This is a genomic window from Rathayibacter sp. AY1E3, assembly GCF_002932235.1.
In the GTDB taxonomy this organism is placed as follows: Bacteria; Actinomycetota; Actinomycetes; order Actinomycetales; family Microbacteriaceae; genus Rathayibacter.
Window position 1 is genome coordinate 24,550 of record NZ_PSVN01000005.1, and the last position, 12,594, is coordinate 37,143.

A 12,594-nucleotide genomic window follows, 5' to 3' on the forward strand; every position below is an offset into this window, starting at 1 on the left:
GGGTCACCGATCCAGCGCCGGTGACATCCCGGCGAGTCTACTGCTCCCGGCCCCGCCGGCCCCGGAACCCCGCTCCTCCGGCGCCCTATGCTGAGGAAATGGCTGCCTGGTTCCGACGTCGACGTCCCCTGCTCGAGGTGCCCCGCCTGACGCCCCGCGGGGAGTCGAGCCAGAAGCGCGACCGCGTCGACCTCGCCGACCTCACCCCCGAGGTGCTGCCCTACCTCGGCCAGGTCGCCTACCTCCAGCTCGCGGTGTTCGAGGTGCTGGCGCGCGCCGTCGCCGAGACCGACGACCTCGCGGACAAGGAGGCCATCTCCTCCGCCGCCGGCACGGCGCTCGCGAAGCACCACGCCGTCGTCGCCGAGCTGCGCCGCCGCGACGTGGAGCCCGGCGAGGCCATGGCGCCGTTCCGCCCAGCGATCGACACCTTCGAGCGGCTCACCCGCGGCGCGGACCTCCACGAGACGCTGCTCTCGGCGTACATCACGGCGGGCCTGCTCGACGACTTCTTCATCCGCCTCACCGGCGGGCTGCCCACCGACGTGGGGCCGCGCATCGCGCAGACGCTCGGCGCGGACACGGGCGTCGACGGCGTGATCGCGATCCTCCGCCGCGAGATCGCCGCGGACGGGCGCCTGGGCTCGCGCCTGGCCGTCTGGGGCCGCCGCCTGGTGGGCGACACCCTCCTCGTGGCGCGCTCCGCGCTGATGGGCTCGGGCAACCACGACTCCGACGAGTCGCGGATCGAGCCGGTGTTCACCGAGCTCATCGCCTCGCACACGCGCCGGATGGACGCGCTGGGGCTCACGGCCTGACGGTTCCCGGCGTCGCACTGCGCCGGAATCCGGAACGACGGAGGCGCGGAAGTCCGAGGACTCCCGCGCCTCCGGCTCGGATCAGGGGGCGACGCGTCCCGAGAGCATCGCCTGCAGGGAGGCCTCGTCGCGGCGGGCGCGGCTGCGCCCGAGCGAGAGGCCGACCGGGACGACGACCACGGCGGTCGCGACGAGGGACAGGACCCAGATCAGGCCGCCGTCCCACGGCAGGCCCGCCCAGGTCAGTGCGACCCAGACGACTGCGGCGACGAGGCCGCCGATCGCCGGGACCAGCACGGAGCCGTGCAGGTGCCGGTGCGGCAGCCCGTAGCGCGCGGCGAGACCGATCAGGACCCCGAACAGGGTGATGAAGAGGAGCTCCACGACGTGTCCGCCCGGGACGCTCTAGGCGACGAAGCCGACGCGGCGCGACTCCTCGGAGCCGACCTCGACGAAGGCGATGGTGGCGGTAGGGACGATGTAGATCTTGCCCTTCTCGTCGCGGAGGCGGAGGACGGCGGTGCCGGCCTCGAGAGCGGTGGTCACCGTCTTCTCGACCTCGGTCACGGACATCGACGACTCGAAGTTGAGCTCGCGCGGGGTGTTGACCATTCCAATACGGATTTCCACCAGCAGTGCCTTTCGGGAGGGGACGAGGGTGTCAGGATACGGGACCGCGCTCGGACGATCGCGCCGGTTTCGCGGTGAGCGGAGCGGGCGGCCGGGGCTCCCGGCGGGGACGGGCGGGAGTGTCGGACCCGGTGGCTACCGTGGTCGTGTGACCGCTCCCGCGACCCCCGCTCCCTCCACCGCAGCCTCCGTCGGCGAGGCGCTCCCGGGCGAGCCCGCGGTCGTGCTGGACGACTCCCAGCGCGCGGTGCTCGCGCTGCCCGAGGGCCGCAGCGCCGCCGTGCTCGGGGCGCCGGGGACGGGCAAGACCACGACGGTCGTCGAGCTGGTCGCCGAGCGCGTCCTCGAGCGGGGGTACCCGCCCGAGTCGGTCGTGGTGCTCGCGGCCAGCCGCACCGCCGCCACCGCCCTGCGCGACGTGCTCGCCCTGCGGCTGGGAGTGCCGACCCGGGGCCCGCTCGCCCGGACCGCGACCTCGCTCGCGTTCGAGGCGGTCACCTCCTCCGCCAAGGAGCGCGGCCTCGAGCGGCCGACCCTCCTGACCGGCGGCGAGCAGGACGCCCTCCTCTCGGAGCTCATCGAGGGCCACCTCGAGGAGGGGACCGGCCCGCGGTGGCCGGAGGAGTTCAGCCCCGAGGTGCTGCGGCTGCGGACCTTCCGGACCGAGCTCCGCGAGTTCGGGATGCGGGCGACCGAGCACGGGCTCGACTCGGACGCGATCCGCGCCCTCGGTGTCGACGCCGAGCGCGGCGAGTGGAGCGCGGCGGCCGACGTGCTCGACGAGCTGCGCGAGGTGGTCGAGTGGATGGCGCCCCAGGCGGGCACCCGTCTGGACGCGGCTGAGTTCGCGGCCTACGCGGCCGAGGCGATCCGCGCGGGCGAGGGCGGCGAGCGGATCGACGCGCTGCGCCTCGTCGTCGTCGACGACCTCCAGGAGGCGAGCGAGTCGACGCTCGTGCTGCTGCGGGCGCTGACGGAGCGCGGGGTGACCGTGATCGCGCTGGGCGATCCGGACGTGGCGACCAGCGCCTACCGCGGCGCGGCCTCCGACACGCTCGGCCGGTTCGCCGCGAGCATCGGCGCGTCCGACGTCGAGACGCTGGTGCTCGCGCGCGTGCACCGCCACTCGGCCGCGCTGCGGGCGGTCGTGTCCGCGGCCACCGAGCGGATCGGCACCGCGGCGGCCGGCCGGCAGCGGGCGGCGGTCGCGGCTCCGGCCCCCGAGGCGGGCCCGGCGCCCGTCCTGGTGCTGCACGCCCCGACGGCGGCGCGGGAGGCGGCGACGGTGGCGCGGCTGCTGCGCGAGCGGCGGCTGCGCGACGGAGTGCCGTGGCGGCGGATGGCGGTCGTCGTCCGCTCCGGAGCCGCGGTCCAGCCGCTGGTGAAGGCGCTCGCGGTGGCGGAGGTGCCGACCCGCTCCGTGCTCGCCGGACGGGCGCTGCGCGACGATCACGCGGCCCGGGCGCTGCTCGTGCTGGTCGGCGTCGCGATCGGCGAGCGGCCCCTCGATGCGGAGCTCGCGGCGGAGCTGCTGCTCGGCCCGTTCGGCGGGGTCGACCGGCTGGGGCTGCGCCGGCTCCGGCTCGCACTCCGGGCGGAGGAGCTGGCCGGCGGCGGCATCCGCGCGAGCGACCCGCTGCTGGTCGAGGCCCTCGCCGCGCCCGGCCGATTCGCGACCATCGACTCCGCTCCCGCCCGGCAGGCCGAGCGGCTGGCCGTGACGATCGACCGGGTCCGCCGCCTGCACGAGGAGGGGGGCTCGATCGAGGAGCTCCTGTGGTCGGCGTGGGAGTCCAGCCGCGTCGCGTCCTCCTGGCGCGAGCTCGCCCTCGGCACCGGCCTGACCGCCGCCGAGGCGAACCGCAACCTCGACGGCGTGGTCGCCCTCTTCAGCGCCGCACGACGATTCGTGGAGCGGGCGACCGGGCACTCCGCGATCGGCTTCGTCACCGAGATCCTCGAGGCGGAGGTCCCCGAGGACACGCTCGCTCCGCGCTCCGTCGAGGACGCGGTCCTGATCGGCACGCCCTCCTCCGTCGTCGGCCTGGAGTTCGACGTCGTGGTGGTGGCGCGGCTGCAGGACGGCGTCTGGCCCAACCTCCGCCAGCGCGGCTCGCTGCTCAATCCGGACGGCCTGCTGCGGCACGCCCGCGGCGAGGGCGGACTGCCGCTCGACGCCCGCAAGGCCACTCTCGACGACGAGCTCCGGATGTTCGCCCTGGCCGCCTCCCGCGCCCGGCGGCAGCTCGTGCTCAGCGCCGTCGCGGGCGAGGACGAGACGCCCTCCCTCTTCTTCCGGCTCACCCCGCCGGACGCGCCGCGGCTCGATCCCGCCTCCGCAGTGCCGCTCACGCTGCGCGGGGCGGTGGCGGCGCTGCGCCGGACCGCCACCACGCCGGACTCGACCGAGGCTCCCGCCGCCATCCGAGGGCTCAGCGCCCTGGCGCTCGCGGAGGTCCCCGGCGCCGACCCCTCCTCCTGGTCCGGGGTGCTCGAGCCCTCGACCACGGAGCCGCTCTTCGACGTCGGCGACCCCGAGCGTCCCGTCTCCGTCTCGCCGAGCCGCCTCGAGGCCTTCGAGCGGTCCCCTCTGGACTGGTTCGTCGACGCCGTCTCCGGCTCCACGACGAGCACGGCGATGGGGGTCGGCACCCTCGTGCACTGGGTCCTGGAGAACGCCGAGCGGCCCGATCCGCAGGAGCTGTGGGCGGCTCTCGAGTCGCGGTGGCCCGAGCTGGTCTTCGAGTCGCCCTGGCTGGGGGAGCGGCAGAAGCGCGTCACACGGCGGCTGATCGACGGCCTCGCGGGCTACCTCGCCGACTTCGAGCGCGGGGGAGGCGTGGTGCTCGGCCGCGAGCAGCAGTTCGAGCTCGACGTCCCGCCCGCCCGGGTGCGGGGCTCGATCGACCGCGTCGAGCGCGCGGCCGACGGCTCCGTCACGATCGTCGATCTCAAGACGGGCCGCAGCACCCCCCGCAAGGACGACATCGCCGAGCACGCGCAGCTGGGCAGCTACCAGCTCGCCGTCGCCGAAGGCGCGATCGAGGCGGCCGACCCGGCCGACGGGGGAGGCGCGAAGCTGCTCTTCGTGGCGATGGGCGTGCGCGGGAAGCCGTACCGAGAGGTGGTCCAGGAGCGCTTCGCCGAGGAGGAGCTGGAGCGGCTGCGCGAGCGCGTCCGCGCCGCGGCCCTGGGCATGGCGGCGGCGGGCTTCTCGGGCCTGCTCGACGCGACCCCGTTCTCCCCCGGCGACGCCCTGCGGTACCGCATCCACGCGGTGCCCGAGGTCCCGGGGGACGGCCTCCTGGCGATCGACGAGGTCGACGAGACAGAGGACCTGGAGGACTCCGAGGAGCCGGATCCCGATGCGCCGGCCCATCCATCCGGCCCCGCCGACCCCGACCCCTCCGCCGTCTCCGAGGAGGAGCTGCCGTGATCGACGCCCTGACCATCGCCGAGCGCCTCGACCTGCGCCCGCCCACCGCCGAGCAGCGCGCCGTCATCGAGGCGCCGCTCGAGCCGGCCCTCGTGGTCGCCGGCGCCGGCAGCGGCAAGACCGAGACGATGGCCAACCGCGTCCTCTGGCTCCTCGCGAACGGCCACGCGGCGCCGTCGGAGGTGCTCGGCCTCACCTTCACCCGCAAGGCGGCGGCCGAGCTCGGCGAGCGCATCGGGCGGAGGATCGACCAGCTCGGCGCGGCGGGCCTGCTCCCGCTCGCGCCCGGGCAGTCGGCCCCCGACCCGTTCGAGGCCGCCACCGTCTCGACCTACAACGCCTTCGCGAACACGATCTTCCGCGACAACGCCGCCCTGATCGGCCGCGAGGGGGACGCGACCGTGCTCTCCGAGGCCTCCGCCTGGCATCTCGCGCGGGGAGTCGTGGCCGACACGGCCGATCCGCGCATCCTCGAGGTGGAGGCGGGGATCGACCGGCTGACCGACCTCGTCGTCTCGCTCGCGCACGACCTCGCCGACAACCTCGCCGATCCGGCCGCGGTCGCCGCGTTCGCCGAGGACTTCCTCCGCCTGGGCGAGCTGCCGCGCGGAGGCAGCGGCTCGGGGCTCTACCGCGAGCTCGAGAAGGCGCTGCAGGCCGTGGGCGCGCTGCCGGTGCTGACGGCGCTCGCCGAGCGGTTCCAGGAGGCGAAGGCCGAGCGCGGCTTCGTCGAGTTCTCGGACCAGGTGGCCCTCGCGCTGCGGATCGTCGACCGGGTGCCGCGGATCGTGGACGAGCACCGCGCGAGGTACCGGGTGGTGCTCCTCGACGAGTACCAGGACACCTCCGTGCTGCAGACCCGCCTCCTCTCGCGGCTCTTCGCCGGGCAGGGAGTGATGGCCGTGGGCGACCCGCACCAGTCGATCTACGGCTGGCGCGGTGCGAGCGCCGAGGGGCTTGGCCGCTTCGGCACCGATTTCGGGGGAGCGGGCCGCTTCTCCCTCAGCACGAGCTGGCGCAACGGCCGCCGCGTGCTGACCGCCGCGAACGCGATCGTGGAGCCGCTGTCGGCGGGGAGTGCGGTCGCGGTCGACACGCTGAGCGCGGGTCCTCAGGCCTCCGAGCACCCGGTCGAGCTCACCTTCCCCGAGACGATCGAGGAGGAGGCGGACGACGTCGCCGCCTGGTTCGTCGGGCGCCTGCGCCAGAGCGCCGAGCCGCCGTCGGCCGCGGTGCTCTTCCGGGTGCGCGCGCACATGGACCGCTTCGCCGCCGCGCTGGCGAAGCACGGCGTCCGGTACCACATCCTCGGCATCGGGGGCCTGCTGCGGCAGCCCGAGATCGCCGACCTCGTCGCCGCGCTCACCGTGGTCGAGGACCCGGCCGCCGGCAGCGAGCTCGTCCGCCTCCTGGCCGGCGCCCGCTGGCGTCTGGGCGTCCGCGACCTCAAGGCGCTGCGCGACCTCGCCTCGTGGCTCGCGGCGCGCGACCACGCGCACCGGCTGCTCCCGGAGGAGGTGCGCGAGCGGATGCGCGCCTCCGTCACCGAGGGCGAGGGCGGCTCGATCGTCGAGGCCCTCGACTTCATCGCGGCGCGCCGCCCCGGCGACGACGGGCGCATCGACCACTCCGCGCTCGGCGGGTTCAGCGCCGAGGGCCTGCGGCGCCTGCACGAGGCGGGCACCCTGTTCGCCCGGCTGCGCGCCCGGGCCGGGCTCGACCTCCTCGACTTCGTCACCCTGGTCGAGCAGGAGCTGGGCCTGGACATCGAGGTCGAGGCGAACGAGTCGCGCGGGGACGGCCGCGCCAACCTCGAGGCCTTCCGGGAGGCGGTGGCCGGGTACCTGCAGACGGACGACCGCGGCGCCGGCACCGGCTCCTCCCTCCGCGGATTCCTCCGCTGGCTCGTCCTCGCGGACAAGCGCGACGGCCTGGCCCCGCGACCGGAGGACCCGGAACCGGGGACGGTGCAGCTGCTGACGATCCACGGCTCCAAGGGTCTGGAGTGGGACCTCGTCGCCGTCCCGCGGATGGTCGACGGCGAGCTCCCCGGCACGCCGGTCGAGGGCTTCCGCGGGTGGGTCAGACTGGGCGCGATGCCCTACGCGTTCCGCGGCGACGCCGCCGAGCTCCCCGATCTCGCCTGGCGTGGCTGCAGCACGCAGAAGGAGGTCGTCGACGCGATCGGAGCGTTCGGCGACACCCTCCGCGAGCGCAACGAGGCGGAGGAGCGGCGCCTCGCCTATGTGGCCGTCACGCGGGCGCGTCACCACCTCCTGCTCAGCGGCTCGTGGTGGGCCGGCCAGGCCAAGCCGCGCGGACCGGGCGTCTTCCTCCGCGACCTCGAGGAGGCCGGCACGATCCCGCCGCTGCCGACCGAGCCCGCGAACGAGGAGAACCCGCTCGAGCGGGCCCAGCGCACGTTCCGCTGGCCCCACGATCCGCTCGGCTCCCGCGGCGACCGGGTCCGCGCCGCCGCCGCCCGGGTCCGCAGCGCCGAGCCCGCTCTGCTCGGGGCGCGCGGCGACGACATCCGCCTGCTGCTCGCCGAGCGGGCGGTGCGGCTGGCCGGGGGCGAGCGCACGCCGCTGCCCACCCGCATCCCCGCCTCCCGATTCAAGGACATCGTCAGCACGCCGGACGAGGTCGCGGCGCAGCTGCGCCGGCCGATGCCGGAGCGCCCCTACCGGCAGACCCGGCTCGGCACGACTTTCCACTCCTGGGTCGAGAACCGCTTCGGCGTCCAGGGCGGGGCGGAGGCGGTCGACACCTTCCCCGACGAGCTCGACGACGCCGGCCCCGCGAGCGTCGAGCAGGAGCGGCTCGACGCCCTGATCGCCACCTTCGAGCGCTCGGAGTGGGCCGACCGGCGCCCGGAGGCGGTCGAGATCGAGATCCACCTCCAGCTCGCCGGCCACGTCGTCGTCTGCAAGCTCGACGCGGTGTACCCGACGGAGGACGGTGTGCAGATCGTCGACTGGAAGACCGGGCGGGCGCCGAAGGACGCCGCCGACCTCGAGCTCAAGCAGTTCCAGCTCGCGCTGTACCGGCTCGCCTACTCGCGCTGGCGGGGAGTGCCGCTCGAGAGCGTCGACGCCGTGTTCTACTTCGTCGCCGACGACCTCGTGCTGCGGCCCGAGCGGTTCTACTCCGAGCGCGAGCTCGCGGAGTCGCTCTCCTCGGCGACGGGAGCGAGCCCGCGGCCGTGAGCGGAGGAGCCCGTGCGGGCTCCCGGCGTGCGGTTGAGCAGCTCCTCGACCTCCGAGACCTCCAGCACCGGGCCGGTGTCGGTCGAGAGGGGCGCGGAGAGGTCGCCGAGCACGCTGTCGACCAGCGTGTCGAGCATGGCGACCGCGTCGTCCACGATGGCGGAGTCGTCGGTCTCGGTGCCGTGCAGCAGCCAGCGGGCGAGCTCGAGCTCGGCGTAGAGCTGGGCGCGCTGGCGGATCGTGCGGTCCACTGCTCCCGCGCGCATCCGGGAGTAGGCGGAGAGCGCCGTCTCCGAGCCCGGGGCGCTCAGCAGCCAGTGCAGGTCGCGCGCCGGGTCGCCGACCCGCAGCGCCGCCCAGCCGAGCACGGCCGCGACGACGTCGCCCGAGCGGAGGAAGGAGTCGGCGGTCATCGAGCCGTTCACCACGGTCGGGTCGAACTGCCAGAGCGCCTCGTCGGAGGAGGCCGACTCCCAGCGCGCGACGAGCGCCGCCGGGACGTGGCCGGTGTCGGCCGCGCGCTCGATCACCGCGACCGTCTCGTTCACGCTGTCGCGCGCGGTCGCGATCGGCAGGCCCGCCTCCTGGACGAACGACACCGGGAGCGAGTGGATCGCCCCGACGGCCCGGCCGATCGAGTCCGCGATCCCGCTCTGCGCGGCCACGTCGTCGATGAGGACGCGATCTCCCTCGAGGTACTCGTAGACGACCGCGCGGGTGCCGTCGAACGGCGTCTGCCCGACGCTCTCCTGCAGATCGAAGGGCAGGCGGCTGCGGATGCCGGCGGTCAGCGCCCGGAGCGCGACGAGGTCGCCGAGCTGCTCCTGCTCCGCGAGCGCGGACGTGGGCACGCGCACGACGAGGCGGGCGCCCTCGCGCGTCGTCAGCAGGGCGGAGTCGAAGTCGCCGTGCGTCGAGGACGTGAAGGGGCGCGCGGAGCGGACGTCGAGGCCCTCGACGGCCGAGGTGGCCAGCGCGGCTAGAGTGAGATGGGATCTGGCCATGGTTTCCAGGGTAGGCGGCTCGTGCCCGGCCGGCCCGCCGCCACGCGCTGTCCCGCCGATGCCGTCGAAGGCCCGCGACAGCGGTCCTCGCGGTCCCGTCACGAAATGAGCCCCGGATGTCACTGCCCTTCGCCGATCGCCTCCCGCTCTCGCGACATGCGGCCGACCGCGACGGCGTCGGACGCTCGCGGCCCGCGCTCTTCGACGAGCTGCTCGCCGATCCCGCCACCCGCGTGCTCGTCCTGCACCACGACCGGACCCTGGTCGAGGCCGACCGCCTCCTCCTGCGCCGCCCCGAGGACGTGACCGCCGGCACCCTCCGGATCTACCTCGGCCGCACGCTCGCCGAGGCCCCCGGCGAGCCGGTCGGAACCCCTGTCATCGCGACCGTCCTCACCGACGCGGCCGCCGCCGAGCTCGAGCCCGACGAGGAGCGGTGGAGCGGCCTGCGCCCGATCGCCGAGCGCCTGAGCGACCGCGACGCGGGCCTGTTCACCGAGGCTCTCGCCATCGCGAACTGGCACGCCTCGCACGGCTACTCGCCCCGCAACGGCGACCCGACCGTCGTCGAGCAGGGCGGCTGGGTCCGCCGCTCGCCCACCGACGGCAGCCAGGTCTTCCCGCGCACGGATCCGGCGATCATCGTCTGCGTCCTCGACGCGGACGACCGCCTCCTCCTCGGCTCGAACGCGATGTGGGGCACCGGCCGCTTCTCCCTGCTCGCCGGCTTCGTCGAGCCGGGCGAGTCGCTCGAGGCCGCCGTGATCCGCGAGATCGGCGAGGAGTCGGGCATGCGCGTCGTCGACCCGCAGTACCTCGGCTCGCAGCCCTGGCCCTTCCCCGCCTCCCTCATGGTCGGCTTCACCGCCCGCCTCGCCGAGGACCAGTCCCCGGAGGATCTGCTCCCGGACGGCGAGGAGATCGTCGAGCTGCGCTGGTTCACCCGGCAGCAGCTGCACGACTCGCTCGAGTCCGTGCTGCTGCCCGGCCGCTCGTCCATCGCCCGCGCGATGATCGAGGACTGGTACGGAGGCGAGCTGGAGAACGGCCCGATCGCGTGACCCTGCTCGACGGACTCGACGAGGGGCAGCGCGAGGCTGCGGAGGCGCTGCTGGGGCCGGTCTGCGTCCTCGCGGGAGCGGGCACCGGCAAGACCCGGACGATCACGCACCGCATCGCGCACGGAGTGGCGACCGGCGTCTACACGCCCGGTCGCGTCATGGCCCTGACCTTCACGAGCCGCGCCGCGGCCGAGCTGCGCTCGCGCCTGCGGGTGCTCGGCGCCGGGGGCGTCCAGGCCCGCACCTTCCACGCCGCCGCCCTCTCGCAGCTCGGCTACTTCTGGCCGCAGCTGGTGGGGGGCACGATGCCCCAGCTGCTCGACGGCAAGGCCCGCCTGCTCGGGCACGCGGCCGAGCGGCTCCGCCTGAAGCTCGACACGGCGACGCTCCGCGACCTCTCGGCCGAGATCGAGTGGCGGAAGGTGTCCGCCCTCTCGCTCGAGCAGTACGCCGTCGCCGCCCGCACGCGCCCCCTGCCCGGACGGCTCACCCTGGAGCAGACGGTCGCGCTCGTGGACGAGTACGAGGGGCTGAAGGACCAGCGCCGCCAGATCGACTTCGAGGACGTCCTGCTCGTGACCGCCGGGATGCTCGAGTCCGAGCCCGCGATGGCGATGCAGGTGCGCGAGCAGTACCGCTTCTTCGTCGTCGACGAGTACCAGGACGTCTCGCCGCTGCAGCAGCGGCTCCTGGAGCTCTGGCTCGGCGACCGGAGCGACCTCTGCGTCGTCGGCGACGCCAGCCAGACCATTTACTCCTTCGCGGGTGCGCGGGCCGACTACCTCCTCGACTTCCCGTCCCGCTGGCCGGCCGCCACCGTGGTGCGTCTGGAGGAGAACTACCGCTCGGCCGTGCCGATCGTGCAGACCGCGAACCGCCTCATGCGGGGCAGGCCCGGCGCCCTCTCGCTCCACGCCGTCGCCGCCGCCGAGGCGCCGGAGCCCGCGATCGACGCCTACCCGGACGACATCGCGGAGGCGCGCGGGATCGCGGCGCGGGTCGCGGCCGACATCGAGGCGGGGGTGCGCCCCTCCGACATCGCGGTCCTCTTCCGCACCAACAGCCAGTCGGCGGTCATCGAGCACGCCCTGCACGAGCGGGGAGTGAGCGCGCACATGCGCGGCGGCAAGCGCTTCTTCGACCTCCCCGAGGTGAAGCAGGCCGTGATGCAGCTGCGCGCGGCGTCCGTGTCGATCAGCGGCGAGCCGCTGTTCAAGTCGGTGAGCGACGTCCTCCGCTCGCTCGGCTGGAGCGCCGAGCCCCCGTCGGCGCCCGGTGCGGTGCGCGACCGGTGGGAGTCGCTGGACACGCTGGCCCGCCTCGTCGACGAGGCCCCTGCCGGATGGACCTTCCGCCAGTTCACCGACGACCTGATCGCACGCCAGCAGGTGCACCACGAGCCGGACCGCGGCGCGGTCACCCTCGCCACGCTGCACTCGGCGAAGGGCCTCGAGTGGGAGTCGGTGCACCTGATGGGGCTCGCCGAGGGCCTGCTGCCGATCTCGTACGCCGCCGGCCTCGAGGCGATCGACGAGGAGCGGCGCCTCCTCTACGTCGGCATCACCCGGGCCCGCCGGCGCCTGCGCCTGTCATGGGCGCGCTCGACGGTCGGCCGCGTCACGCGGAGGGAGCCGTCGCGCTTCCTCGAAGAGCTCGGCACGCGCACTCGGGGTGCGGCTCCCGCTCCCGCACGGTGAACGCTCCGGAGGCGTCGCTGTAGATCCGCTCGGCCCCGCGGAGCCCTCGCCAGCCCGCGAGCAGCCGCCGCAGCACGGCGTCGGCGGCCGCCACGGCGATCGCCGCGCTCGCGAGCGGCGTGCGGGTGGGGGCCGTGCGGCCGAGCACCTGGATCACGAGGCGCGCGCGATCCGGGTCGAGGTCCATCCGGTCCCGCTCAGCGCAGTGCAGGCACGGTCCGGACCCCGGCTCCACCAGGGGTCCGAGGCGCACCGATTCGTCGCCGAACACCACCGCCAGGTGCGGCACGTCGGCCGCGAGCCAGTGCGCGGCGCGGGCGGGGGCGACCGCGAAGTCGGCGATCAGCACGGCGAGGTCCGGCGTCCCGTCGTCGGCGAGCAGCGAGCAGCCCTCGCTCCGGAGCAGCGTGCGCAGTGCGTCCGGTGCCGCGCCCGTCCCCTCGACGACGACCCGCGGTGCCGGGGGAGGGCCGGGCGCGACGCTGCGCAGCAGGACCGGCCGGAGCGCCTCGAGCACCTCGTCGACCCGCGCCTCGGTCGCTCCGGCGCGCGCCGCGATCAGGCGGACGGTGCCGGCGCTGGTGCCTACGCGGAGGGCGTCGAGCAGCAGCTCCTCCGGGTAGCCGATGCCGTCCAGCACCGCGTGCGGCCGGTCGAGGCCGAGCTGCACCGCGGTCGCGGAGCGCCAGAGCAGGGGGAGTCGGGGATCGAGCCGGAGCACCATCCGGCGATCATGGCC

At 75.0% G+C, this 12,594-nt stretch carries 9 protein-coding genes; 5 read left to right on the plus strand and 4 right to left on the minus strand.

Annotated features, from left to right (window positions below):
• The first annotated feature begins 98 nt into the window (after window positions 1–98).
• The gene (locus tag C5C53_RS05520; protein WP_104261755.1) at window positions 99–818 is read left to right on the plus strand and encodes a ferritin-like fold-containing protein; all 720 of its coding nucleotides are present in this window, start codon (window positions 99–101) and stop codon (window positions 816–818) included.
• An 81-nt stretch (window positions 819–899) separates the two neighbouring features.
• Here the strand turns inward: C5C53_RS05520 and C5C53_RS05525 are convergent, their stop codons facing one another.
• Both C5C53_RS05525 and C5C53_RS05530 read right to left on the minus strand, forming a co-directional pair.
• Window positions 900–1,202, minus strand: coding sequence for a hypothetical protein (locus tag C5C53_RS05525; protein ID WP_104226942.1), 303 nt, complete (start codon window positions 1,200–1,202; stop codon window positions 900–902).
• 21 nt (window positions 1,203–1,223) lie between these two features.
• Complete coding sequence (locus C5C53_RS05530) at window positions 1,224–1,448, minus strand: DUF3107 domain-containing protein (RefSeq protein WP_104224841.1); 225 nt, start codon at window positions 1,446–1,448, stop codon at window positions 1,224–1,226.
• A gap of 148 nt (window positions 1,449–1,596) precedes the next feature.
• Between C5C53_RS05530 and C5C53_RS05535 the strand changes: the two genes are divergently transcribed.
• Both C5C53_RS05535 and C5C53_RS05540 read left to right on the plus strand, forming a co-directional pair.
• Window positions 1,597–4,884 carry an ATP-dependent DNA helicase gene (locus C5C53_RS05535; protein WP_146084646.1) on the plus strand — a complete coding sequence of 1,096 codons (3,288 nt, stop codon included), beginning with the start codon at window positions 1,597–1,599 and terminating at the stop codon, window positions 4,882–4,884.
• Window positions 4,881–8,093 carry an ATP-dependent DNA helicase gene (locus C5C53_RS05540; RefSeq protein ID WP_104267034.1) on the plus strand — a complete coding sequence of 1,071 codons (3,213 nt, stop codon included), beginning with the start codon at window positions 4,881–4,883 and terminating at the stop codon, window positions 8,091–8,093. The genes C5C53_RS05535 and C5C53_RS05540 overlap by 4 nt, the downstream gene beginning before the upstream one ends.
• On the opposite strand, the gene C5C53_RS05545 is transcribed toward C5C53_RS05540, so the two are convergent.
• Window positions 8,030–9,097, minus strand: a complete 1,068-nt coding sequence (locus C5C53_RS05545) for a phosphotransferase (RefSeq protein ID WP_104267035.1) — start codon at window positions 9,095–9,097, stop codon at window positions 8,030–8,032. The two genes, C5C53_RS05540 and C5C53_RS05545, sit on opposite strands and share 64 nt — an antisense overlap.
• Window positions 9,098–9,213: 116 nt before the next feature.
• Here C5C53_RS05545 and nudC point away from each other — a divergent pair, with 116 nt between their 5' ends.
• Window positions 9,214–10,158: an NAD(+) diphosphatase gene (gene nudC / locus C5C53_RS05550; protein WP_104267036.1), complete on the plus strand. Its 945-nt coding sequence runs from the start codon at window positions 9,214–9,216 to the stop codon at window positions 10,156–10,158.
• Window positions 10,119–11,855: an ATP-dependent helicase gene (locus tag C5C53_RS05555; protein WP_374953597.1), complete on the plus strand. Its 1,737-nt coding sequence runs from the start codon at window positions 10,119–10,121 to the stop codon at window positions 11,853–11,855. The genes nudC and C5C53_RS05555 overlap by 40 nt, the downstream gene beginning before the upstream one ends.
• On the opposite strand, the gene C5C53_RS05560 is transcribed toward C5C53_RS05555, so the two are convergent.
• The gene (locus C5C53_RS05560) at window positions 11,776–12,579 is read right to left on the minus strand and encodes a hypothetical protein (RefSeq protein ID WP_104267037.1); all 804 of its coding nucleotides are present in this window, start codon (window positions 12,577–12,579) and stop codon (window positions 11,776–11,778) included. The genes C5C53_RS05555 and C5C53_RS05560 overlap by 80 nt on opposite strands.
• Between the last annotated feature and the right edge of the window lie 15 nt (window positions 12,580–12,594).

What these genes read in the sequence shown, in the direction of transcription:
- C5C53_RS05520 (WP_104261755.1), top strand. Translation starts at nt 99, where the DNA reads ATGGCTGCCTGGTTCCGACGTCGACGTCCCCTGCTCGAGGTGCCCCGC.
- C5C53_RS05545 (WP_104267035.1), bottom strand. Translation starts at nt 9,097, where the DNA reads ATGGCCAGATCCCATCTCACTCTAGCCGCGCTGGCCACCTCGGCCGTC.
- nudC (WP_104267036.1), top strand. Translation starts at nt 9,214, where the DNA reads ATGTCACTGCCCTTCGCCGATCGCCTCCCGCTCTCGCGACATGCGGCC.
- C5C53_RS05560 (WP_104267037.1), bottom strand. Translation starts at nt 12,579, where the DNA reads ATGGTGCTCCGGCTCGATCCCCGACTCCCCCTGCTCTGGCGCTCCGCG.